Consider the following 23233-nt stretch of genomic DNA (forward strand, 5'->3'; position numbering starts at 1 on the left):
TCCGGATGAAGCGCGAGCAGGCAGCGATCAAGCGGCGGCCTCCACCAGACCGTGGCCGAACGCGAGCCACTGCATGCGGGCGGCCACCTCTTGCGGGCCGAGTGCCGCCAACGCCCACAGCGAGCTGAGACTCCGTCCGGACAACCAGATGTCGGTCATCGGCGGCTGGAACGGCAGGACGCTGATGCCCTCGGCGGCGAACGGTGCCGAGGCGAGGTACGTCATGCCGCCGGTTCCGCATAAGTACGCGCGGGCACCGGTGATGGCGCAAAGATCGGTGAGCCGCTGGGAACGACCCGGTCGGGAGGGCAGATCGCTGCTGACGAGGATCTTGCCCTGCCAGCCGAGCAGGCTGAGCAGAGCACGGGTAGAGATTTCGGCAACAGTGGCGGTCCTGCCGCTGCCGAAGGCATCCAGTACCGGGTCCAGGGCCTGCGCGAGGGCTGGCCAGTGTGGGCTCGCCCCGTAGTGCTGCCGTAGCATCCCCGCCGTCTTTCGGCGGGCCAGGCCGGGGTCGCTGATCAACGTGTCCCGGATGAGAGTTTGCCGTCCGTGCGGAAGGTGGGTGGGAATGGTGAGCCACTGCCGACGGTCCGGTTCGTCAAGGGCGCCGAGGCGGGCTCGGTGCTGGTAGTCGCGGCGGCTGAACTGCACGTCGTCCAGGACGATCCAGTACTCCGCCGCGAACAGCTTGGCCAGTGTGGTCAGTCTGGGGAACAGGTTCGGCTGATGAATGGCGCACAGCCCGCCCGGTTCTGGCAGGTCAGGAAGCGATGAGGCGGCTGGTGAAGCCGTCGTGGATGAGGGATTCGTACGCTCCATGCACGTCCTCCGCGACCTTCTGCTCGATGGCGAATCCGAGCTTCGGATACTCGATGACCCGCTGGAGGTCGCCGACGAGCATGTCCAGGACGAGCTTCTCGTCGCCGATGGACTTCACGTAGTCGTCGAGCTCCAGCGGCTCCGAAGTGCAGAGGATCTCGACGTCGGGCCACAGCTTGCGAGCGGTCGCGAACGACCGCCGTTCCATGTAGGGCTTGGAGACCAGCAGCACGGTCGTCGGAGTGATGCCGGCGGCGGCGAGGACCTCGCGGGAGAGGGTGATGTTCTGCCCCGTGTTGCCTGCGTCCGGTTCCAGCAGAATCGCCTCGGCGGGGACGCCGAGGGCGGTGGCGTGCTCGCGAAAGTGGACGGCCTCGCCGCGCGGAAAGACCTTGGCGGTGGTGGGGCTGTTGCCGCCGGTGAAGACCAGGGTCGGGAACAGCCCGGCGCGGTACAGCTCGGCGGAGTGGGTGGCGACGCCGAGGTCGTGGCTGCCCAGCCCGATCGCCACGTCGACGGGCCGCAGCTGGTGGTGCATCTGGTGGTAGTCCCAGATGAGCGCGGCCCGGCGCCACTGGTCCTCGGTGATGGCCTGCTGGTTGTCGCTCACGCGTCTCTCCCTGGTCACCGTCGTCGGGGGCCGGTCGGCCCCTCGCTCATGGCCTTGATGCCCTCGATACTGCGCAGTTGGTGCACGAGTCCGTACTGCGAGGCCGTACGGGTCGCGTGATCGAGGACGAGGAGTCCATCATCTCGGGTCGCTGCGTCGGAGAGCAGGATGTGGCCATGGGCGGTGTCCAGCCGTACGCGTTGCATCGGTGAGTCGGTGGCGCCGCTGCTGCGGGCGATGTCGATGAAGTGCAGGGCTTGGGTGAGGTCGCCGGCGCCACGGTGGGCGAGGGCGAGTTTCTGGTGGGCCACCGACCAGTCGTCGGGTTCGGTGAGGTCCTCGAAGTCGCGGGTCGCGGCCTGCATGACGCGGGTCGCGTAGTCGTGCCGACCGTTCTTGCTCAGCGCGGTACCCACCCACAGGCGGGCCCTGGCACGGTCACGGCGGGAGAGCCGGTCGTCGACGGCGAGGGTTTCGTATTGGTGGGCGGCGATCTCCAGCTTGCCGGACATTTCGGAGACCACCGCGAGAGAGAGGTCGAGCTGGGCGACTCGACGCGGGATGTCGAGCTGGGTGAAGACCGTGCGAGCTCGGATGTAGGAGTGGTGGGCGGAGAGTGGGCCGAGCACTGAGCCCTGGTCGCGTTTGAGGTCACCGAGCATCCCGGTCGAGCGGGCGAAGAGGTACAGGCCCTTTTCGTCCAGTTCCCGGGCGTCGAACCGCACCAACCAGCGGTTGAGCAGGCTGTCGGCGAAGGCGAAGTTCTGGCGGGCGAGCGCGACCACGACGCGGTCCAGGTCATCGGCCCACGATTCGTACTCCCAGGCTCGGGGGCCGGAAGTGGTGACCCGACGGCCGGCGCCTTGCACGATGCTGGCCATCTCGGACAGGAGTGTCTCGAAGCGCAGGTGGGCGTGGGCGTCGGCGCGTCCGAGGGCGGTGTCGAGGATCGCCTGGGTGTCGGGTCTGGGCTCGGTTTCGGCGCGCTTGCTCTCCCACTTCGAGACCGTCGCGACGGCCACGCCGAGGTGCTCGGCAAAGGCCCGCACGCTCAAACGCAGGGCGAGACGCAGAGCCCTGGCCTCCAGGCCGGTCCACTGGTGCACGGTTGCCACGCCTCACTCCCTTCCACCGTCATCGAAGCAGATGGCTGGGGGTGGCGGGACGGAAGTGGAACGGAAGTAGAACGGCGGGTGATTGGCCGGGAGTTCGGGGTCCTCCATGCTCAGGATCGTCACCCCGTGTCGACTCTTTGGACGGTCCCCGCATGGAACCCCTCACGGAACATCGCCTGGTCAGCGGGCCTGTCGTCTACGGCTTCCTGCGGCTGGTGCGGGTCTCCGAAGCCCGGCAGGAGGCGTTGGTCGCCTCGCTCGCCGAGTACTGCCGTAACCACGAACTGGAGCTTTCCGGCGTCTTCACCGAACGCGAGGCGAGTGCCGGCCCCGGCTCGGCGGCCTTCACCGGCCTGCTGGACGTGTTGGCCCTGCCGGACGCCTACGGCGTACTCGCCCCGGCCGCATCACACCTTGGCCCAAGAGCGATAGCGGCTGAACGCGGTCGGTGGATCAAGGCGGCTGGCTCCCGGCTGCTGCTGGTCCGCCGACCCCACCCTGCATGCAAGCCGACCGCCCCCCAGCCCTATGGCCTGCCGCCACAGTCCGGGAACCGCAAGCCTCTGGAGACCGAGACATGAGGACAGCCATGATCGAGACGGTGCAGCGCTTCTTCACAGCCCGCCCCGAATCCGTCGGACAGGCAAGGAAATACGCTTACGAGACCCTGACCGAATGGGGCCTGTCGGAACGGATCGACGACATTCGCCTCTGCGTCTCCGAACTGGCGACCAACGCGCTGGTCCACGGCACTGTCTCGGACCACGGATTCCTGGTCCGCCTCGACATCGAGGACGACGTCGTGCGCCTGGAGGTGCACGACAGCCGCCGCCGACGCCCCGAACCCCGCCAGGCCGCCAGTACCGACCTGTCCGGACGTGGTCTGGCCCTCGTGGCTGAGCTCTCCGACGAGTGGGGAGTGTGCGAGCGCGCACCGCTCGGAAAGATCGTTTGGTCCTGCTTCAAGGCCGCAGGAGAGACGACCACGTGAGCACCATCCATACATCGGCCGGCCCTGACCTTCGACTACTGGTTTCGCTGTCCGCCTGGAGCCGGCCGGGCACCAAACCGGACGGCCGCGAGATCGCCCACAGTCCTGTTTCCGCTCTTCCCGGCTCTACTGAAGCGTCAGAAGCCCGCATGCGGCGTCTCGCAGACAGCTTCGGCGGACTGGGCCGGGCGAAGGACGTGGTCCGTGACGTCGGCCGCTGCCTGCACATCGTCGGCCATCACGTGTTTCTGCATATCCCAGGCGCCTCCCGCAGGATGCGGCTGCCGAGCCGCCCCGACTGGACGGCGCTGGTCGCTCGCACCGGCACAGCCTTTCTCCTACTCGGTCTGAAACCGCTGTCGCAGTCCGCCGACGCCTCTCAACTCGACACCTACCTGGATCTCGCAAGCGCGACCGACCGACTGCTGTTCGGGCTTGCCCGCAGCCGCTGACCCCCTGGAACTTCCTGCACGGCCCCGGCTATACGGATAAGAGGCAACTGCCGTGGAAACCTTCGAACGCGCCAAGCTGGACGCATACTTCGCCCGGATCGCCGCCCAGTTCACCCCCGACGAGCAGACCTCCGCGTTCCTGATCACCCACCTGCTGGCCGAGCGTCCCGCATTCGTCCGCGCCGTTGCCGCGATGACCCAGCTCACGGCGGTGCTGCCCAAGCCGAAGTCCGTACACCCGGCTGCCCAGCGCGAGACCGAGCGGACCGTCGTCGTCGACACCCTGACCCGGGAACTGTTCACCGACCCGGACACCGCGCTGGACTACCTCGAATCCCGGGCCGCCGGAGAACCCGTCTCCCTCCTCGACGTCGGCGGCTACTTCGCGCCCACCCTCACCGACATCCACAGCCGCTTCACCGGCCGCCTGGTCGGTGTCGTCGAGGACACCGAGAACGGCCACCGCCGCTACGCAGCCCTCGACAAACTGCCCTGCCCCGTCGTCTCGGTGGCCCGCTCCCCGCTCAAGGACCCCGAGGACTACCTCGTCGGCCAGTCCGTCGTGTTCTCCACCGAGGCCGTCATGCGCGGCCGCGGCGACATCCTCCATGGCCGCCCCGCCCTCGTGATCGGCTTCGGTAAGCTCGGCTCCTCCATCGCCCGACTTCTGCACGCCAAGGGCGTCCAGGTCACCGTCTTCGACATCAACCCCGTACGCCGCACCCAGGCCCTGTCCCAGGGCTTCACCGTCGCCCGCGACCGCGAGACCGCGCTCACCGGTGCCGGCCTGGTGCTCTGCGCGACCGGCGCGGTCTCCCTGCGCGGCGAGGACTTCTCCCACCTGCGCAATGGCGCCTACGTCGCCACCGTCACCTCCAGCGAGGACGAGCTCGACCTCGCCGGCCTGCCGGACGTCTACACCCGCACAGTCGTCGGCGACCACGTCACCCGCTACCAGACCACCGGCCATTACTTCTATCTGGCGAACGGCGGCAATGCCGTCAACTTCATCCACGGCGCAAGCGTTGGACCGTTCATCTTCCTGATCCAGGCCGAGATCCTCGCCGCGATCAGGATGCTTACCCGCGGGGACCTCACCCCTGGCATCCACGAGGTCCCCACACCCGACCGCGAGGCCATCGCGGCGACCTGGCTCTCCTACTTCAACAGGTGATCGCCATGCCCATCACGCCGAACCACATCCGCGCCACCATCACCGCGTACCTCGACCAGCGCCCCGAGGACAAGCGCGAGATCGCCGTCGTCCAGGGCCTCCTCAACGACGGTGACGACCTCACCAGTCGCAAGTCCCTGCCGGGACACGTCACCGCAGGCGCGATCCTCCTCGGCCGCGACGGCCGCGTCCTGCACATCCTCCACAACGCCACCGGCAAATGGCTATTGCCCGGCGGCCACATCGAGCCCTCCGACGACACGCTCCTGCAGGCCGCCGGCCGTGAACTCGCCGAGGAGACCGGCATCCCGCCCTACGTCGTCACCCCACACAGCGAGATCCCGCTGCACATCGATGTCCACCCCATCGACGCCAACCCCGCCAAGGACGAGCCCGCCCACCAGCACTTCGACTTCCGCTTCCTTTTCCGCACCACCGCTGACATCGGCGAACTGCAGACCGAAGAGGTCACTGACGCCGCATGGCACACAGTGGAAAGCCTCGCCGAAGAGCAGCTGAAGCAACGGGTCGCCCAGGCGCTTCTCTGACCATCGAGGAACTGGCGCTCCCGAGCACGACCGCGATGCCGTCGTACTCGGGGCACCCTCGCCTGCGGTCAGTTGCGGCCCAGCCTCTGTCGCCTCGGGTCTTACCCGGCATCGCCGGGCAGGGCGCGCCGGATCCAGACGGTTCTTCGGAGCTCGTACTGGCACTCTCACCCTTCATCCCCGCTTCCAGAGAGGCGTGGCACCGTCATTGGAGCTGAACCCGTTCGTCGTCCGGGATGTTCATCGACTCGGCCGGCACGGCGGCGAGCGCGGCCACATCGGTGTTGTCGATGTCGGAGTCGAAAACCCACCGAATGTTGTCCTCGGGCGTAGCCCGCCAGGGCAAACGTAGGTCCCGGCCGCTCAGCGGCCGGGACCTACGTCGTTCGTGCTCTCCGTTGTGGTCTCGGCAGCCCTGACCTCACGCTTCTCCGGCCGAACGGCTGCCCCTGTCCACGTCGACGGATCGTAAACAGGGAACACCGACTACTCGATCGCCGGCTCCTACCAGTACCGGGGCCGGAATCACGTATGTGGCTCACCCGGGGGACAGGGGTGTAGAAAAGACTATGTGATCAGGTGCTTCGACCGACTGCGGGGCGTGTCGGTTCGGTCACTGCTCCCCAAGAGCCCCAGAAGTGTCGCCGGGCAGGTCTTCATCCTCCAGGCGGCAGTCGTCGTCCTGCTCGTCATCAGCGCGATTCTGGTGCTCGCGCTGCAGACCCGGCGCGATCTCGACAACGAGGCCAAGAACCGCTCGGTCGCGGTCGCGGAGACGTTCGCCCATTCACCGGGGCTCATCGCGGCCATGAATTCACCCGATCCCTCCCGGGTGCTCCAGCCGATCACCGAGAAGACCCGCAGCGCGGCGGGCGTGGACTTCATCGTGGTGATGGACACCAAGGGCATCCGCTACACGCATCCGCTGCCGGAGCGGATCGGGAAGCGTTTCGTGGGCACCATCGAACCGTCCCTGGCGGGCAAGGTCCTCGTCGAGAACGTGCAGGGGCCCCTGGGCCACGAGGTGCAGGCGGTGGTGCCGGTGACCGCACCGGGCGGCAAGGTGGTGGGCCTGGTCTCGGCCGGTCTCACGGTCCGCAATGTGAGCAGCGAGATCAACCACCAGCTGATCGCCATCCTGGGCACGGGCGCGGTGGGCCTCGCGTTGGCCACCGGCGGCACCGCGCTGGCCACCAGACGCCTCAGGCGCCAGACCCACGGGCTCGGCCCGGCGGAGATGACCCGCATGTACGAGCACCACGACGCGGTCCTGCATGCCGTGCGGGAAGGCGTCGTCATCGTCGCGGGCGACGGGACGGTGCTGCTCGCCAACGACGAGGCCCGGCGGCTGCTGGGACTGGCCCCCGACTCCGAGGGCCGCCCGGTCGCGGAGCTGGAAGGACTCGATCCCGGCACAGCCGAGCTGCTGGCGTCCGGCCGGGAGGCCACCGACGAGGTCCATGCGACGGGGGACCGGCTGCTGGTGGTGAACCAGCGGCCCACCGACGGCCCCGGGGGCCCGATGGGGACTGTCGCGACCATCCGCGACTCCACGGAGCTGCGGGCGCTCACGGGCCGGGCCGAGGTGGCACGCGAACGGCTGCGGCTGCTGTACGACGCGGGGGTCGGCATCGGTACCACGCTCGACGTCAGACGCACGGCCGAGGAACTGGCCGAGGTCGCGGTGCCCGCCTTCGCCGACTTCGTGACCGTCGACCTGCCCGACCCGGTGCTCAACGGGGAGGAGCCCAACCCCACGAGCTCGGAGATGCGCCGGACCGCCGTCAGCGGCATCCGCGACGACCACCCGCTGTACGAGCGCGGCCGGCTGATCGATTTCCTTCCGTCGACCCCGCAGGCCCGCGGGTTCGGCAGCGGGCACGCCGAGCTGGTGCCGGACCTGTCGCGGGCGCCGGGCTGGCAGGCGCAGGACCCGGAGCGTACGGAAGAGATCATCGGCTACGGCATCCACTCGCTCATCACCGTCCCCCTCCAGGCCCGCGGGGCCGTGCTGGGGGTGGCCAACTTCTGGCGCTCGGAGACGCCCGGGCCCTTCGACGACGACGACCTCTCCCTGGCCGAGGAACTGGTCGCCCGCGCCGCGCTGTCCGTGGACAACGCCCGCCGCTACACCCGTGAGCACGCCCTGGCCGTGACGCTCCAGCGCAGCCTGCTGCCGCGGGCACTACCCCGGCACAGCGCCGTCGAGGTGGCACACCGCTACCTGCCCGCGCAGTCCGGGGTGGGCGGCGACTGGTTCGACGTGATCCCGCTGCCGGGCAGCCGCGTGGCCCTGGTCGTCGGCGACGTCGTCGGCCACGGCCTGCACGCGGCGGCGACGATGGGGCGCCTGCGCACCGCGGTGCACAACTTCTCCACGCTGGACCAGCCGCCCGACGAACTCCTCAGCCACCTCGACGACCTGGTGGGGCGTATCGACCAGGACGAGGCGGGTGCCACAGGCGGGCTGGAGGGCTCGGCGATGACCGGGGCCACCTGCTTGTACGCGGTCTACGACCCGGTCACCCGCCGCTGCTGCTTCGCCCGCGCCGGGCATCCGCCGCCCGCCGTGGTCCGCCCCGACGGGAGCGTCGAGTTCCCCGACCTCCCGGCCGGACCGCCGCTCGGGCTCGGCATCATGCCGTTCGAGACCATGGAACTGGACATCGAGGAGGGCAGCCGGCTCGTCTTCTACACCGACGGGCTGATCGAGGACCGCACCCGGGACATCGACGTCGGCATGGAACTGCTGCGCCAGGCGCTCTCCCGTACCGACCGCACACCGGAGCAGACCTGCCAGGACGTGCTCGGCGCGCTGCTGCCCGGCCGCGCGAAGGACGACGTGGCGCTGCTGGTCGCCCGTACCCGGGCCCTGCGGCCCGACCGGGTCGCGGAATGGGACGTGCCGCCCGCCCCCAGCGCCGTCGCCGGGATGCGGGCCGCGGCTGCCGCGAAGCTCAGGGAATGGGGGCTGGCGGATCTGGAGTTCGGTACGGAACTGATCCTGAGCGAGCTGCTCACCAACGCGATCCGCTACGGCTCCCCGCCGATCAGGGTACGGCTGCTGTACGACCAGGGCCTGACCTGCGAAGTGACCGACGGCAGCAGCACATCGCCCCATCTGCGGTACGCGGCCACGACGGACGAAGGAGGCCGCGGGCTGTTCCTGGTCGCCCGGACCTCCGAGCGCTGGGGCACCCGCTACACCGCCGAAGGAAAGATCATCTGGGCGGAGCAGCTCCTCCCCGGCGAAGGGGCCCCGCCACCGGACCTGGACGGCGAAGCACTGCTCGACCTCTTCCCTGACGACGAACTCCTCTGACGTCCCCGCCTGACGCCACCGCCGGGGCCTTGCGCCCGATGCCGCCGGGGCGCCCCGCCCGGGGCCGGGCGTCAACCGGGGAGTTCGCGTTCGACCACCTGGAACCCCGAGGCCAGGCCCGCGCCGGTCATCGGGCCGTCCGTGTCGAACGCCGCGACATCCCCGGCCCATCGCCTTCTGGGAATTCGGCGAGGCGGTACGGAATCCGCAGAGCGTCCGGGCGTGAAATCCTGAGCCTGTCCCGCTGGGCATGCGGCGTGAAGCGGGTGACGTAGCCCATGGCCGATCAGCTCGGGTCGGCGCGGAGCGCGGCAGCCATCTCTTCGAGGGAGACCGACCCCTCAGTGCCTTCGGACTCGGACTCCGGCCGGGGCGGGGGTGCCTGGGGTGCCTGCTGGGCGGCCCATCGTCCCTGCTGGCGGCGTGAGACACGGTTCGATACGGCGGTCGCCGTTCCAGCGACAACGGCAGTACGCGCGACCCCCCGGATGAGACCTGGCATGACTGTTTCCCTTCAACTCAGCTGGATCGGCGGACGCCGCCGGTTGCTCAGTGCGCAGCCTCAGCCGCGTCGAGCGCGCCGATGACGGCAGCCACCGGGATCCGATCGGAGGCGACCAACCTGGCACCGGCACGGCGCAGGGCGGTGGCGAAGGGAGCGGCCCACAGGTTCTCGTAGATCAGGATGCCGGCGGAGCTCCCGGGCTTCAGCGCGGTGGCCGCCTCCTCGAGGTCGTCCTGCCCCAGGAGGCCGGAGGACGCGCCCTCGAAAACGGCCAGGTCGCGATTGCCGTCACCAGTCAGGTCGGCGATCTCCATGCCGGTCACGGAACCGTCATCCTCCTTCCTGACGAACATCAGGTCGAGGATCCGGATCAGGCCGCGGTCCACGAGATCGACCAGGAGAGGGAACCCCTCACCAGTCATTCGGTTCCCGGGGAACTCAACGACCAGATAGTCGATCGGGCCCACTTCTTCGAGTTCGTCGCTCACGGCGTCACCTCTGGTGCTGGTTGTTTCCCCCTACAACCCCCATCACGAACGCCAATTGCATCATCGGACCACAGCCGTCGCATCTCGGCAGGCCGTTCACCCGCCTGGTTCGCTCAGGTCGCGTGCTGCGGGCCGCACGGATCTGCTGGTGGCCATGAGCGACAGCGGTGACGAGCAGCTCTCGGCCCGGGAGCACAGCGAGCTGGACGGACTGCGGCAGCGGGTGAACGCCCTGGAGGGTGCCGGACCGCCCAGGGCGGCGCGGCGTCACCCGTTTCGATCGCTGGGCTCGGTCCTGCTGATCCTTTTCGCCGCGCTGCTGTCGCTGCTGTCCGTCGTGGCGGTGTGGGCGAACAGCATCGTGCAGGACACGGCCCTACGTCGCCACCGTCGGCCCCCTGGCAAGCGATCCCGATGTGCAGCAGGCGGTCACCAACCGGGTCACCGATGCCGTGCTGGCGCAGGTCGATGTGGACGCACTGGTCAAGCAGCTGACGGACGCGGCCGCGGAGAAGGGCGTCCCGCCACGGGTGGCCACGCTGCTGGGCGATCTGGACGAACCGATCGCCAGCGGTCTCAAGCGACTGGTCAGCAGCACGGTGGAACAGGTGGTCACCAGCAGTGCCTTCGAGACCGTCTGGGTGAACGCCAACCGCAGGGCGCACACGGCGCTGGACAAGGCCCTGACAGGCCAGTCCGACAGCACGGTCAGGCTGGAGAACAACCAGGTCGTCATCGACCTCGGTCCGATCGTCGCCCAGGTGAAGGACCAGCTGGTCGATGCCGGCTTCTCGCCCGCCGCGAAGATCCCGGCCGTCCACACGAACTTCGTCGTGTTCGCGTCGGAGGATGTCGGCAAGGTCAAGACCTACGTGCGCGTGCTGGAGATCCTCGGCGGCTGGCTGCCCGTCATCGCGTTGCTGATCGCGGCCGCCGGAGTGTACGTGGCGTTCAACCGCCGGCACGCGCTCATCGGGGCCGCGCTGGCCGTGTTCGTCGCCATGCTGGTTCTCGGAATCGGCCTCACCGTCGCCCGTGACGTCTATCTCGACCATCTGCCGCCCGGGGCGTCCCAGGCCGCGGCAGGAACCGTGTACGACGCCCTGGTGAAGTTCCTGCGTGCCGGCGTCAGGGCGCTCGCCGCGGTCGCCCTCTTCACCGCCATCGGCGCCTTCCTCGCCGGACCTTCCCGGATCGCCGTCCTCACACGCACCGGCTGCCGGAGAAGCATCGGCGCCCTGCGCGACGTCGCGACATCGGCAGGGCTTCGTCTCGGTGCGGTCGGGCGGTTCGTCCATCGGTTCAAGCGCTGGATCGGGGTGGCCATCCTGGTCGTCGCCGCGGTCGTTCTGTTCACCTGGAACTACCCGACGACGGCGGTCGTGGTGTGGACCGCGGTGATCATCCTGGCGGGCTTCGCGATCCGCGAATTCCTGGACGATGACTCCGCACCGCCCGCCGCCTCCCGGGCCGGTTCCGCCGCTCACTGACCCGGCTCGCCGCTAGCCCCCTCCGGGGATACGTTGCCGAGGAAGCCTATGGGCTCCCCACCCGTCGGCACGAGCCGTCTGGCGGACCTCCGATACAGCGGGGCGAAGCTCGCCCCGAGACAGTTCCCGTCAGGGCGCGGTCGCGATGACGGCTGCGACACGGCTTGCGGCCTGCCGCGCATCGGAGCGGTCAATCCACTATTGACGGCCCTTCGCCCTGGTGGGGCCGACCATCCCCAGGAGCTGCTGCCATGACCGAGAACCACCGGAACGGGCGCGGGTTGCGGCGCCACACTCCGCAGGAGCGGGCCGCGCTGGGCAAGGCGGCGCGGGCCTCCGTGCCCCGCTCCAGCCACGCCGAGTTCTCTCCGGGGCCCCAGCGGACGGACCCGTTGGAGATCATCGAGAAGCAATCGGCGACACGGCTGTCCGAGCTCGTGCCGATCCGCTACGGAAGGATGTCCGAGTCGCCGTTCCGGTTCTACCGCGGGGCCGCCGCCATCATGGCGTCGGACCTCGCGGACACACCGCGGACGGGCCTGCGGGCCCAACTGTGCGGCGACGCTCACATGTTGAACTTCCGGCTGCTGGCCTCACCCGAGCGCCGGCTCATGTTCGACATCAACGACTTCGACGAGACGCTGCCGGGCCCATGGGAGTGGGACGTCAAGCGCCTGGCCGCCAGCCTCGTCATCGCCAGCCGTTCGAACGGCTTCAGCACCAAGGAGCGCGCCGAGATCGTACGGGCCACCGTGCGGTCCTATCGCGAGAGCGTGCGCGCCTTCGCCGGCATCGGCAACCTGGCTGTCTGGTACGCCCAGTTCGACGTGGCATGGGTACGGGGCCGGTTCGGGGCGGACCTGTCCGCGCGGGGCCGTGAACGCTGGGCGCAGGCCGTGGCGAAGGCGCGCTCGCACGACACCGTTCAGGTCTTCGACAAGCTCACCCACGTCGTCGCCGGCGAGCGCCGGATCATCCCCGATCCGCCGCTCATCACGCCCCTTGAGGACCTGCTGCCGGACGAACGGCGCGGTCGGCTGGAGCAGCAGATCAGCCGGCTGATCGAGCGCTACGGCAGGACCCTCCAGTCGGACCGGCGGTTCCTGCTGGAGCAGTACCGGGTGGCCGACATGGCGCGCAAGGTCGTGGGGGTCGGCAGTGTGGGCACCCGCTGCTGGATCGTGCTCCTGCTGGGACGGGACGACGAGGACCCGCTGTTCCTCCAGGCCAAGGAGGCAGACGAGTCGGTACTGGCGCCCCATGTCGGGGGCGGCACGTATTCGACACAGGGCGAGAGGGTCGTCTCCGGGCAGCGGCTGATGCAGGCCACCAGCGACATCTTCCTGGGCTGGGAACAGGTCGAGGGGATCGACGGCCAACGGCGGGACTTCTACGTGCGGCAGTTGCGGGACTGGAAGGGCGTCGCCGTGGCCGAGGACATGGTGCCGCGGGGCATGCGGACGTTCGGTGCTCTGTGCGGTGCGACGCTGGCCCGCGCCCACGCCAGGTCCGGCGACCGCATCGCCATCGCCGCCTATATGGGCGGCGGCGACTCCTTCGACCGGGCGCTGGTGACGTTCGCCGAGCGCTACGCCGATCAGAACGAGCGGGACCACCAGGCACTCGTCGACGCCATCAGCGCCGGAAGACTGTCGGCCGCGAACGCCTGAGGAAGCATCACGACGCCGCGCCGACTGCTGCGAGCAGTCGGCGCGGCTCCATTTCCCCGGGTCAGTGGAGAAGCCGGGTCAGTGAAGGATCTTCTCCTTGGCACGCTGGAATTCAGCGTCGGCAATGTCGCCCATGGCACGGATCTCGGAGGGCTTGGCGAGTTGATCCGCCTCGTTCCCGGGCCCCGCCCCACTGCCGGCTGTCTCGCGGACGTAACACGGGGGGCAATGGCCACGAGCGTGCCCCGGATCCCTTCCAGGGGTACGCCGATGTCGGCGGCGGCGCCGACGTTGAGCAGGTACGAAGCGGGGGAGGCGCCCATGGCCGCCGGCGCCGCGATCCGGGTCAGCAGGTACGTCTCGGGGTCCGGACCGGATCGTTCGAACGCGTCGGGCGTCATCTGGACCGGAGTGTCGGGCACGGGCGCGCTCGACTCGCCGGGGGGTTGACGCCCTCCGCCCCTTCCGATGTCCCGGCCATCGTCCACTCCGTTCCTCCAGGGCTCCTTGTCCGTGGGCGTCCCACGTTCAGTCGATCATGAACCAGCCGCGCACCTGCGCCTCGTGATCGACGTAGCGTTCGCCGGAGACGTCGACGACGACCTTGTTGATCGTGCCTCCGGTGAAGGGGAACGGCCCCTGGTAATCGGGGGTGACGGGCGAGGCGTCGTCACGGCCCACGCAGATCCCGTCCCCTACGACGCAGAAGGAGCCCGGCTGGGTGACGATGTCGTCGCGGCCCACCTCCTGGTCGTCCATGTAGAGGGTGAGGGTGCCCGCGGCGCCGGGCATCGCGGGGTCGCTGCTCCGTCCGCTCGCTGCGAACTCTGCCGTGAGCACGTGCTTGCCCGGCGGAATCTCCCGATCCGCGTCCACCACCTGGAGGTTGCTGCCGACCCAGTTGTACGCGTAGTGCAGGCGATGGTCCTTGACGTAGAGGCTGTGGCCGCCGGCCACACCGCCGTGGGCGTAGAGAACACCCTCGGCTTCGGTCGACCCGATGTCCACCCCGGCGGCGATGGTGTACGACCGCCCGCTGGTCACCACGCCGGACTGTTCGGGCACCGCCGCGGAGTCGGGGTAGTAGACGTAGCGGTCGCGCTCGGGGCTTCCGTGCGGGCGCTCGGCCAGCACCTGTTCCAGGGCGCTGCGGTCGTCCAGCGGCAGCCCGTTGCAGATGCCCGCGTAGTAGTACCAGAGGCTCTTGAGGGTTTCGAGCCGGGCCGGTTCCCGTGCGGCCAGGTCCGTCGACTGTGCGCGGTCGGTGGTGAGGTCGTAGAGCTCCCATACGTCGCTTGCGAAGTTGCCCCAGCCACTCAGCGGCGGGTGCACGGTGCAGGCCAGCCATCCTTCGTGGTAGATCGACCGTTGGCCCAGCATCGCGTAGAACTGGGTCTGCCGTCCCGGGGCCACAGGATCGGTGAGCGAAGCCCCGAACCCTTGTACGCGGCCATGTTGATTTCCTCGCCGGCGGTGAGATGCCACTTGCCGACGCAGTACGTGTTGTAGCCGCGCTCGCCCAGCACCTCCGATATGAATCCGTTCTCGAACGGGATGCGGGTCGAGATGCCGGGGAAGCCGGAGCTGAACTCGGCGATCGTCGCCATCCCGTTCGACGTCGCGTTCCTGCCGGTCAGCAGCGAGGCCCTGGTCGGGGAGCACAGCGCCGTGGTGTGGAAATTCGAGTAGCGCACCCCCATGTCCGCGATCCGCGACATCGTCGGCGTTCGCACCGGACCGCCGAAGCAGTCCATCGTCCCGTAGCCGACGTCGTCCCACGCGATCAGGAGCACGTTCGGGGCGTTCTCGGGTGCCTTCGGCGCGAGGTACGGCGCCCAGTCCGGCTGCGCGTCACGGATGTCGAGGGCGATCTTCCCTTTGAAGGGCTTGGCCATGACGGTTCTCCTCGCTGCCCCGAGTCCTGACCGGTTGCCCCTCCACCATCGCCAGGGACGGCCCGTCTCGCCTCACCCATGACGGGTGACAGAGCCCTGGAGCGGCACACCGCCCCGCGGAGCAGGCGTACGGCGTCATCGAGCGGTGATACGCCGCTGGGCGGCCTCGGGGACGGGCGTCCCCTCACGCAGCGCCCGGCCCGTGGCCGTGGTCCTCTCGATCCAGCGGCCGTACCGGGCGGCGAGGGCGACGGCCGAGACGCCGTGGAGAAGGACGCTCAGGCCGACGGTGACCGCGACCACCCTGCCCAGCAGCCCCACACCGCGGACGTGCTCCTCCAGGACGAGCAGCCCCAGCACGACGGACGCCAGACCGCGTGGCCCGAACCACCCGATGTACGCCACCGTGGGCAGCCGGAGCCCGCTGCCGACGAGCGCGACGGCCACCGGCAGCATCCGGACGACGGTCAGGCTGAGCACCGCGTACCCGACGATCCGCCAGCTCAGGTCCTCCAGCGTCGGACCGAGGAGTACCGCGCCGAAGACGAGCAGGCTGACCGATGCCAGAAGCCCGCCGAGGTGCTCGGTGAAGTCGGCGGAGTGTTCGGCCGCCTCCAGCGGCCCGGTCGCCGGAGGCGGCCCGGAAGCGGCGCAGGGCGAGACCGAGGGAGAAGCCGGCGACCCAGGCGGCGATGAAGCCGCTGCCGTCCACTACGACGGCCAGCGTGTACCCCCGGCTCATGTGCGCGGCGGCCGCGGCCAGCGCCACCTGGGCGTCCACCCACGGTGAGGGCATCGCGATGGCCGGCATCTCCTGTATGTCGTCGAGGACATGGAGGGCCTTGACGGGGTCACCCCCGGCAAGCAGCAGCCGCGAGCGCGTGACGGTCAGCCCGGACATGATGACCGGGTCGAGGAAGCGGATAGATGGCAGGGCCGCCCGGCGGAGGTGCGTCCGGGCGGAGGCGAGATCGTCGCGCTCGATCTCGACGGCAGCCAGCACCAGTTGCCCGAGAGAGGTGCGCGCCGAGGGCGGCAGGCCGAACCGCTCCGCCTCGGCAATCGCCTGCCGCGCCCGCGCCTCGGCCCGGCCCGGCCATCCCCCCAGAAAGTCGATCAGGGCGAGCCTGCACAGGGAATCGTGCCGGAAAAGGGCCGTCGAGGGCCCGTCGGACGCCTCTACCGCAGCGGCCAGTGCCGCTCGGGCCGAGTCGAAGCGGCCCGCCCACAGCTGAGCCGATCCCAGAACAGCGAGCCTCAGCACACGAATCTCCGGATGCGCCTCCAGACGCTCCGAGAGGACCTCCCGTCCGCCGAGTTCCTCCGCACGCCGGGCAGCGGCCTCGGCCATGTCCGCCGAGCCGAGCAGCCGGCCGGCCAACACCCTCAGCAACGCGCAGCTCAGATGGGCGGCCGACGCGTCCTGTGCCTCGACCGGGGGCAGGTGCGCCTCGGCACGGTCCAGGTCCGCGAGACCCCGGTCGACGTCGTACCGAGCCAGTTCACAGGCAGCGCGAACCGGCGGCGGGGCCCGGCGTGTCCGGCGCCATCCCGGTGAACAACTCGCCGAGGCGGTCCGCGTCCAGCCCTGTGAAGAGCTGCCCGATCGCCAGGCCGTCAACGAGCCGGTCCGCCGCGAACGCCCAGTCCCCCGCGGCGGCGGCGTGCGGCAGGGCCTCCGTGAGCAGCCCGGCATCGCTCAGCCATAGGGAGGCCGTGCCGTGCAGTTCGCGCTCCAGCCCGGGGTACCTGGTGTTCAGGTGGGCACGCAGAATCTCGGCGAAACAGGGGATGCAGCCGGTACCACGAATGACCGAGGGGCTCGACGAGCGCGTTCGCGCGCCGCAGTTCCGAGAGAACGAGAGCGGCATCGTCCCGCCCGGTGAGGGAGTTCGCCAGGCCGGGATGGATCCGCTCGCAGATGCTGGTCCGCAACAGCAGGTCCTGGCTCACGGCGGACTGGGCTTGAAGCACCTCGGCCAGAAGGAAGTCCGCGACCGCGCTCTGCCCCGTCTCGAACTCCTTCAGGAAACTCTCCGGGTCATCCGCCCCCTGCGCAGCGAGGATGCACAGGCGTAGCCCTGCAGCCCACCCACCGGTCCGCTCGGTAAGCGCGCGAGCACCCTCGTCCGACAGGGCCATGCCGTGTCGGCTCGCCAGCTCGGCCGTCTCCTCGGGCAGGAACGCCAGGTCGGCATCGCGGATCTCGGCCACTTCGCCGGCGGTGCGGTACCGGTGCAGTGGCAACAGCGGCTCGGTACGGCTGATGATGACCAGGCGCAGCCCGAGCTGGGACAGGAGCGAGTCGTCGACCTCGCCGGGGCGAGCGGGACCAGCGATGCCGTCGGGGAGGGTGAGCCCGTGGTGGCGCAGGGCCTCCAGTACGTAGGCCCAGAAGATTCCGGGGGCGTTGTCACCGGACTCCGCCGTCAGCCACACCACCCGGCCCGGCAGAGGCGGCGTGCCGGCCCAGTCGGCGACCAGCAGCGTCTTGCCCGCCCCCGCCGGCCCGTTCACCAACACCAAACGGCCCGGACCGGCCAGGGCGCGGGTGAGGCGATCTGCCAGGCGGGTCTTGCGGATGAACGTCTCGGGCACACTGGGGACAGCGAACCGAGCAGTGAGAACGGGGTCGCCGTTCGGCGTCAGGGCCCCGGCGGTGCCTTCGCGGGCAGAGCCGCGGGATGTGTGGCGCATGGCACTCACCACGTTGACAGAACTGCCCGAAGAGCCAAATCGGACATGCCTCCGATTCTTCTTCCGTCGTGGCGTGGCCGTGGAGGAGACGGATCAGAGGCGGATGATGACCAGCGCCGTGTCGTCGGTGTCACCGGTGGCTGGGAGCAGGTCGGCCAGGAGCGCGTCGGCCAGGGCCTCGGGGTGGGCTTTCCCATGGCGGATGAGGGAGTCCGCGAGGCGGGCCAGGCCGACGTCGATGTCCTCGTCGCGGCGCTCGATCAGACCATCGGTGTACATGACCAGGGTGGCTCCCCCGGCGAAGGCCATACTGGCCTGCGGCCGCGGGACGTGTTCGGGACGCGCACCGAGAGGCGGATCGGTCGCCTGGTCGAGGAAGATCACGGTGCCGTCCGGGTGGAGCAGAGCGGGCGGAGGATGGCCCGCGCTGCTGTACGTCAGAGTGTGAGTGTCCCAGTCGATGAAGGCCTTCACCACAGTGGTCGACTCGGCACCGTCGACGTGGCAGGCATACAGGCCGAGGGCTTCCAGGGCCTGGGCCGGGCCGACGGTGACACGGGCAGCCGCGCTCAACGCGCTGCGCAGCTGCCCCATCACGCAGGCAGCTCCCAGGCCATGGCCGACCACGTCGCCTACGGCGACCGCGATGCGGTCCCCAGGCAGGTCGACCAGGTCGTACCAGTCGCCGCACACGTTCAGGGCGCTGACGGCGGGCCGGTAGCGGACTGCTGCCCTGTGGTGCCCGACCGGCATCGGGGCGGGCAGCATCGCCTCCTGCAGAGCCAGGGCGACCTCGCGCTCGCGCGCATGAGCCCCCCGAAGACGTTCGTTGACCTCCTGGAGTTCACGGGCGCGGGTGTAGAGCTCCGCCTCCAGCACGCGGGCCCGGCTGCTGTCGCTGCCCGTACCGCCGCGGGCGCGGATGAGTTCGGTGATCTCCTCCACCCGGTGCACGATCAGCACCACCCGCCCGTCCGGGCCCACCACGGGCGCGTTGACGGGGCTCCAGAAGTGTTCCACCCAGTGGCCGGGCCGCCCGGGATCCTCGATGTCGTAGCGCAACAGCGCCATGGTGTCGCGCTCGCCGGTGGCCACCACGCGCAGCATCGACGCCCGGGTCTCCCGCATGCCGGTCGCAGCCGGGTCATTGGGGTTCTCGGGAAAGACGTCGAAGATGTAGCGGCCCAGAAGTTGCTCGCGGGTGCGCCCGGCCAGCCGGGTGAAGTCCTCGTTGGCGTCGACGTACACCAGGCCAGGAGTGAGCAGGGCCACCATTCCGGGCAGGGCGTGGAAGACCGCCGCGTAGTCGATCTGGGGTTTCCTCATGTGCTGCCCACCTCGGCGCCGACGGACACTGTGCTGCTGCTCCACGATAGGCGTGAACGCGCAACGGGGCCGAGCGGCTAACTCTCCGCAGGCCCCGGTTGCCACCTGAGCGGCCCCGCCTCGAGTGAGACGTCCGGGGAGCCGGTCACTGGGCGCGCCACGGCCATACGGACGAATTCCCCGGGCTCGATGAGGCCGACGTCGTTCGCGCCGGCGTCAACCTGGGGTGCCGCCCTTGCTCAGGCCACGGTCTCCACGGCAGCCCACGTCCCGCCGCGACCGCCTGACCGCCCACCAGGCGGTCGTGGGCCAGGCGGTCGATGCACCGGTAAGGGGTGCGATACCAAGAGTATGGTCGCTTGTATGGCGACGAAGAAGGTAACGGTGACGATTCCCGAGGACCTCCTGGACGAGATCCGTGCGGAGGCGGCAGAACGGGGGATGTCGGCGTACGTCGCCGAGGCGCTGCGCTTCAAGCGCGACCGGGACCGGCTGCGGGAGCTGTCGGACTGGCTGCAGGAGGAACACGGTCCCCTCACCGACGAAGAGCGCGCCACAGCGTTCGACGAGTTGGAGGACCTCGACGCCGAGCATGAACGCCGGCGCGCCACCGGAACGCACGGCGCCGGAGAAGCCGCGTGAAGAAGCGGTCCGTTGAGCCCGGGCAGCGGCCACTGCGCGTCTTCGTACTCGACTGCGAAGCCCTGTCCCTGGCCGTGCGCGGCAACCGGAAGATGATCGCGTGGCTCGACCTCGCAGCACGGGGTGAAGCCGAGGTCGTCACGTCTCCGGTGACGCTGGCAGAGGCGTACGACGGCCGAACCACCGAGCAGCGCTGGGACTGGGTGCTTTCCCGGCTCGAAGTCGCTGACATCGGGAAGGACCAAGCCCGCCAGGCCCGCCGCCTGCTGGCGGACGCCAAGCTGCACGGCCACAAGTACGCGATCGACGCGATACTCGCCGTCGTCGCGCGTCAGCAGAAGGGGCAGGTCACCGTCTTCACCTCGGACGTGGACGACCTGGAGAGGCTGGTCCCGGAGTCGATCGTCGTCAAGAAGGTATGACCTGGCGCTCCGGTCTCCGTTCTTCAAGGCCCGCGAAGGCGCGGGTGCGCGCTGGGCACGAGGGGGGCAGGCGACGCCCGCTTCGTGCCGCTCACATCCCGTTCCTACAGATGGGCAAGGTAGTCGTAGTTGTCCGGACCGCAGGTGCGCTCGAGGGTCTGGACCACCTTGCGCGGGTTGTCGTAGGGGCCGGAGAGGTAGAACGGCTTGCCGTCCCGGCCGAAGCCGATGACGGGCCGGTCGCCGGGCGGGGCACCCAGGTGCACCGCGGCGTCGGCGAAGCCGGCCGCGGGCTCGAAGCCAAGACCGCGGGCGTAGGCGACCGCACCGTGCACGATCGTCTGCGCCTGCTCTACGCCGATCGGCAGCGGCCGATGATCGAAGGCCGAGTAGTACATCGGTACGTAAGTTGTCAGGGATCCGGCCCCCATCACCTCGGGATCGGTGACGTTCTTGACTCCTAGGCAGTACACGTCCACCAGGAACCCGGTGACGGTCACCCTGCTGGCACGTTCCTGGCGGGCCAGGAGGATCTGGGCGAAGCCGCCCGTGCCCGGGTCGGGCTCCTGGCCGAGGGCGTCGGCCGCCGCCCACTCCGGGGCCTTGGCCAGGTCCAGTCCCGTGCTCCAGCCCGCGTTGACCCAACAGCCCACCACCGGCCGCTGATCCGGCTCGATGTTCGCCAGTGCCTCCTCGGCGACCCGTCTGACCAGCGCGGTGGCCTGGGACGGGCGCAGCCCCAGCACCTTCGCGATCTGCTTCGGCGCGCTGCCGCGCTCCCTCATCTCCCGGACCCGGGCCAGTAGTTCCTCGTCGCACGTTGCCACCGTCACAGTCTGCCCCTTCCGCGTCGCCCCGTGCAAAGCACCGGGTGCGCCGGCGGTGCTGCCATCCTTGGGTCGGGCGATACGCGACACGAACCGGAACGGGCAGGTCAGCATGGGTGAGAGCGTGGGCAGGACCATCGAGCAGGTGCGAGCGCTGGTCGGTTGGGTCGGCACGGGCCGCAAGCTGACCCAGACCGGCCGTGTGACGCTTGCCGACGCGCGAGCACTGGTGGAGGTTCTGGACACCGGCGACCGGATGGACCCGGTGATCGGGGACCGTACGTTCAGGACGAAGTCCAGCGAGGAGCTGTACCACCTCACCCTGCTGGTCGAGTGGGCGAAGGCGGCACGACTGCTGCGGACGGCGGGCGGGCGCCTGTTGCCGGTGAAGAAGAACGCCAAACTGCTGGACAACTCCGACGAACTGCGTGGCGCCCTGCTCTCCGCGCTGCCGCACATCGGCCGGGCCGTGACGGTCTCCGGCTGGCTGGAATCTCTGCTCTCGCACGAGTACGACCGGGGCCTGCGGGCTTTGCTGCACCGGCTGTACGCGGCCACGGCCCCGGTGCCGCTCAGTGACCTGTACGAAGTGGTGTGGCACGCGGTCAGCCCGCTGTACGTGCTCGACGACCTGTCCCCCGACCGTCTGAAGCATCTGCGCACCGCGGGCGACCACGACGTCCAACGGGTTCTGGAGGCCCTCACCTCCCGTCCATCTCACGCAGGAAACCGCCGAGTTGACGGCGAACGGTCGCATCGGGACGGCCTGGATGCGCGGCGAGCCCAAGCCCGGCGACGCGGTGTTGCGGATCCTCGTCGAGCTCGCCGACGTGGACGACCCCCGGGTTTGGCGGCAGCTGCTGGTGCCCGCCTCGATCCGCCTGGACCGGCTTCACTCCGTGATCCAGGAGGCAATGGGCTGGCAGAACTGCCACATGCACGCGTTCACCATCGACGGCGTCCGGTACGGCCGTCCCGACGGCGAACTCGGATTCCGTGACGAGCGCACCGCCACACTGGGCGCCCTGCTCAAGCCGGGTGCCCACTTCGTGTACACGTACGACTTCGGGGACTCCTGGGAGCACCTCGTCACCGTGGAGCAGTTCCAGACAGCCGCAGCCGGGCTTCACTATCCGCACTGCGTGGACGGTGCCGGGGCGTGCCCGCCCGAGGACTGCGGCGGCGCCCCCGGCTACAGCGATCTCAAAGTGGTCCTCGCCGACCCTGCGCATGAGGAACACCACGCCATGCTGGTGTGGCTCGGCCTTCGGTCCGCCAGGGAATTCACCCCTGACCGTTTCGCGCCGGACGAGGCCAACACGCGGCTGCTGCACCTCGCGGCACCATGACAGACGAGGCGTCCGGCCACGCAGCCGTTCACGGCCCTGGGCGCTGCCGACTGGCCCACTGGCCCCGCCGCGCTCGGGCAAGAACGTACAGGCCGACCTTCCGTCCCCGGCGTTCGGGTCTTGGGCGTCGACTACACGGCGACGAGGCGCACTCTGTCGCCGCAGAGCTTCGTCATGTCGTCGATGTCCGAAGTGAGCATGACGACCGGGCGGCGCTGACGCAGCGCTGTCTCGGCCACGGCAGCGTCGATGGCGTACTTGTGACCATGCAGCCCAGCGTTGATCAGCATGGCTGAGGCGGCCTTGGCCTCCTCGTCGCCGATGTGCACGATCCGCACGCCGGACAGGACCCAGGCGAGCCGCGCCTTGTCGGTCCGGCGATGCACCGCTTCGATGATGGTGAGTGCGCTGATGACCACCTCCATGCCCCGCTTGCGGGCTTCGGCGATGAGGGCGACGACGGGCTCCTGATCACTGACGAACTTCGACAGGCCCTCACAGTCGAGAACGAGGGTGCCTTCGTGGCTCAGCTTGCGGCGGGCCACTGCCCCTCCTCGGCGAACACCTCGTCGAAGACCCTGCGTGCCCGCTCCTGCTCGTGCTCGGAGATCGGTCCCTGCCGACGTTCGTAGTCGGCCAGGTACTCGTCCAAGATCTGACCGCGCAGCTCGCGCTCCACCGCTTCGGTGATGAACGCGGAGAACTCACGCCTGCCGACCCGTCGGCGGATCGCCTCCGCCGTCCCCTCGGGGAGGGAGAGGCTGACCCTGGTGGCCGGCCCTTCGCCGACGCTGTAAGGAATCTCGCCCATGGGCCCGACATTATCAAACAAGTAGGAATTTGACCTGGGGGCTGCAGCACTCGCCGAACGACGCGAGCCGCTCACCC

At 69.6% G+C, this 23233-nt stretch carries 25 protein-coding genes; 11 read left to right on the forward strand and 14 right to left on the reverse strand.

Going from position 1 to position 23233, the window contains the following annotated elements:
* Positions 1–27: 27 nt before the first annotated feature.
* The 3 genes from F0344_RS16515 to F0344_RS16525 are packed head-to-tail and all read right to left on the reverse strand — an operon-like array spanning position 28 to position 2547.
* Positions 28–822 carry a WbqC family protein gene (locus F0344_RS16515; protein WP_185299517.1) on the reverse strand — a complete coding sequence of 265 codons (795 nt, stop codon included), beginning with the start codon at positions 820–822 and terminating at the stop codon, positions 28–30.
* Positions 764–1432 carry a YdcF family protein gene (locus F0344_RS16520; protein WP_185299518.1) on the reverse strand — a complete coding sequence of 223 codons (669 nt, stop codon included), beginning with the start codon at positions 1430–1432 and terminating at the stop codon, positions 764–766. The genes F0344_RS16515 and F0344_RS16520 overlap by 59 nt, the downstream gene beginning before the upstream one ends.
* 14 nt (positions 1433–1446) lie before the next feature.
* Positions 1447–2547, reverse strand: a complete 1101-nt coding sequence (locus tag F0344_RS16525; RefSeq protein ID WP_185299519.1) for a helix-turn-helix domain-containing protein — start codon at positions 2545–2547, stop codon at positions 1447–1449.
* Between the two features lie 152 nt (positions 2548–2699).
* Here F0344_RS16525 and F0344_RS16530 point away from each other — a divergent pair, with 152 nt between their 5' ends.
* The 5 genes from F0344_RS16530 to F0344_RS16550 are packed head-to-tail and all read left to right on the forward strand — an operon-like array spanning position 2700 to position 5712.
* A complete protein-coding gene (locus tag F0344_RS16530; protein ID WP_258049970.1) occupies positions 2700–3128 on the forward strand; it encodes a hypothetical protein in 429 nt (142 codons plus the stop codon).
* Positions 3129–3136: 8 nt separating this feature from the next.
* A complete protein-coding gene (locus tag F0344_RS16535) occupies positions 3137–3538 on the forward strand; it encodes an ATP-binding protein (RefSeq protein WP_185302720.1) in 402 nt (133 codons plus the stop codon).
* On the forward strand, positions 3535–3990 hold the full coding sequence (locus F0344_RS16540; protein ID WP_258049971.1) for a hypothetical protein: 456 nt from the start codon (positions 3535–3537) through the stop codon (positions 3988–3990). Before F0344_RS16535 ends, F0344_RS16540 begins: the two co-directional genes overlap by 4 nt.
* A gap of 52 nt (positions 3991–4042) precedes the next feature.
* Positions 4043–5164 carry an adenosylhomocysteinase gene (locus F0344_RS16545; protein WP_185299520.1) on the forward strand — a complete coding sequence of 374 codons (1122 nt, stop codon included), beginning with the start codon at positions 4043–4045 and terminating at the stop codon, positions 5162–5164.
* Between the two features lie 5 nt (positions 5165–5169).
* Positions 5170–5712, forward strand: coding sequence for an NUDIX hydrolase (locus F0344_RS16550; RefSeq protein WP_185299521.1), 543 nt, complete (start codon positions 5170–5172; stop codon positions 5710–5712).
* Between the two features lie 205 nt (positions 5713–5917).
* Here the strand turns inward: F0344_RS16550 and F0344_RS16555 are convergent, their stop codons facing one another.
* A complete protein-coding gene (locus F0344_RS16555) occupies positions 5918–6058 on the reverse strand; it encodes a hypothetical protein (protein ID WP_185299522.1) in 141 nt (46 codons plus the stop codon).
* Between the two features lie 255 nt (positions 6059–6313).
* Between F0344_RS16555 and F0344_RS16560 the strand changes: the two genes are divergently transcribed.
* Positions 6314–9034 carry a SpoIIE family protein phosphatase/ATP-binding protein gene (locus tag F0344_RS16560; RefSeq protein WP_185299523.1) on the forward strand — a complete coding sequence of 907 codons (2721 nt, stop codon included), beginning with the start codon at positions 6314–6316 and terminating at the stop codon, positions 9032–9034.
* Positions 9035–9320: 286 nt separating this feature from the next.
* Here the strand turns inward: F0344_RS16560 and F0344_RS36835 are convergent, their stop codons facing one another.
* Together F0344_RS36835 and F0344_RS16565 are read right to left on the reverse strand one after the other, a co-directional pair.
* On the reverse strand, positions 9321–9536 hold the full coding sequence (locus F0344_RS36835; RefSeq protein WP_374940096.1) for an SHOCT domain-containing protein: 216 nt from the start codon (positions 9534–9536) through the stop codon (positions 9321–9323).
* Positions 9537–9583: 47 nt separating this feature from the next.
* On the reverse strand, positions 9584–10027 hold the full coding sequence (locus F0344_RS16565; RefSeq protein ID WP_185299524.1) for a DUF6325 family protein: 444 nt from the start codon (positions 10025–10027) through the stop codon (positions 9584–9586).
* A 416-nt stretch (positions 10028–10443) separates the two neighbouring features.
* On the opposite strand from F0344_RS16565, the gene F0344_RS16570 reads away from it, so the two are divergent.
* Both F0344_RS16570 and F0344_RS16575 read left to right on the forward strand, forming a co-directional pair.
* Entirely contained in the window at positions 10444–11517 is a 1074-nt protein-coding gene (locus F0344_RS16570; protein WP_258049972.1) for a hypothetical protein, read from the forward strand.
* 251 nt (positions 11518–11768) lie between these two features.
* Positions 11769–13187 carry a DUF2252 domain-containing protein gene (locus tag F0344_RS16575; RefSeq protein WP_185299525.1) on the forward strand — a complete coding sequence of 473 codons (1419 nt, stop codon included), beginning with the start codon at positions 11769–11771 and terminating at the stop codon, positions 13185–13187.
* 528 nt (positions 13188–13715) lie between these two features.
* Here F0344_RS16575 and F0344_RS35825 read toward each other — a convergent pair.
* From F0344_RS35825 to F0344_RS16595, 5 genes are all read right to left on the reverse strand, one after another.
* The gene (locus F0344_RS35825; protein WP_258049973.1) at positions 13716–14519 is read right to left on the reverse strand and encodes a hypothetical protein; all 804 of its coding nucleotides are present in this window, start codon (positions 14517–14519) and stop codon (positions 13716–13718) included.
* A complete protein-coding gene (locus tag F0344_RS35830; protein ID WP_258049974.1) occupies positions 14504–15082 on the reverse strand; it encodes a sulfatase-like hydrolase/transferase in 579 nt (192 codons plus the stop codon). Before F0344_RS35830 ends, F0344_RS35825 begins: the two co-directional genes overlap by 16 nt.
* A 135-nt stretch (positions 15083–15217) precedes the next feature.
* A complete protein-coding gene (locus F0344_RS35835) occupies positions 15218–15562 on the reverse strand; it encodes a hypothetical protein (protein ID WP_258050330.1) in 345 nt (114 codons plus the stop codon).
* 1137 nt (positions 15563–16699) lie between these two features.
* On the reverse strand, positions 16700–17779 hold the full coding sequence (locus F0344_RS16590; protein WP_185299527.1) for a hypothetical protein: 1080 nt from the start codon (positions 17777–17779) through the stop codon (positions 16700–16702).
* Positions 17780–17872: 93 nt separating this feature from the next.
* Complete coding sequence (locus F0344_RS16595; RefSeq protein WP_185299528.1) at positions 17873–19105, reverse strand: PP2C family protein-serine/threonine phosphatase; 1233 nt, start codon at positions 19103–19105, stop codon at positions 17873–17875.
* Positions 19106–19468: 363 nt separating this feature from the next.
* Between F0344_RS16595 and F0344_RS16600 the strand changes: the two genes are divergently transcribed.
* Both F0344_RS16600 and F0344_RS16605 read left to right on the forward strand, forming a co-directional pair.
* Complete coding sequence (locus F0344_RS16600; RefSeq protein WP_185299529.1) at positions 19469–19747, forward strand: CopG family transcriptional regulator; 279 nt, start codon at positions 19469–19471, stop codon at positions 19745–19747.
* The gene (locus F0344_RS16605) at positions 19744–20169 is read left to right on the forward strand and encodes a type II toxin-antitoxin system VapC family toxin (protein ID WP_185299530.1); all 426 of its coding nucleotides are present in this window, start codon (positions 19744–19746) and stop codon (positions 20167–20169) included. The genes F0344_RS16600 and F0344_RS16605 overlap by 4 nt, the downstream gene beginning before the upstream one ends.
* 104 nt (positions 20170–20273) lie before the next feature.
* Here the strand turns inward: F0344_RS16605 and F0344_RS16610 are convergent, their stop codons facing one another.
* The gene (locus tag F0344_RS16610) at positions 20274–21002 is read right to left on the reverse strand and encodes a hypothetical protein (protein WP_219732139.1); all 729 of its coding nucleotides are present in this window, start codon (positions 21000–21002) and stop codon (positions 20274–20276) included.
* Between the two features lie 764 nt (positions 21003–21766).
* Between F0344_RS16610 and F0344_RS35845 the strand changes: the two genes are divergently transcribed.
* Positions 21767–22345 (forward strand): plasmid pRiA4b ORF-3 family protein, encoded by a 579-nt coding sequence (locus F0344_RS35845; RefSeq protein WP_258050270.1) that lies wholly within the window; start codon positions 21767–21769, stop codon positions 22343–22345.
* Positions 22346–22476: 131 nt separating this feature from the next.
* Here F0344_RS35845 and F0344_RS16620 read toward each other — a convergent pair whose 3' ends face one another.
* The gene (locus tag F0344_RS16620) at positions 22477–22890 is read right to left on the reverse strand and encodes a DNA-binding protein (protein WP_185299531.1); all 414 of its coding nucleotides are present in this window, start codon (positions 22888–22890) and stop codon (positions 22477–22479) included.
* Positions 22872–23156 carry a hypothetical protein gene (locus F0344_RS16625; protein WP_185299532.1) on the reverse strand — a complete coding sequence of 95 codons (285 nt, stop codon included), beginning with the start codon at positions 23154–23156 and terminating at the stop codon, positions 22872–22874. The genes F0344_RS16620 and F0344_RS16625 overlap by 19 nt, the downstream gene beginning before the upstream one ends.
* Positions 23157–23233 lie beyond the last annotated feature (77 nt).

The sequence above is a fragment of the Streptomyces finlayi genome, assembly GCF_014216315.1.
Lineage (GTDB): Bacteria > Actinomycetota > Actinomycetes > Streptomycetales > Streptomycetaceae > Streptomyces > Streptomyces finlayi_A.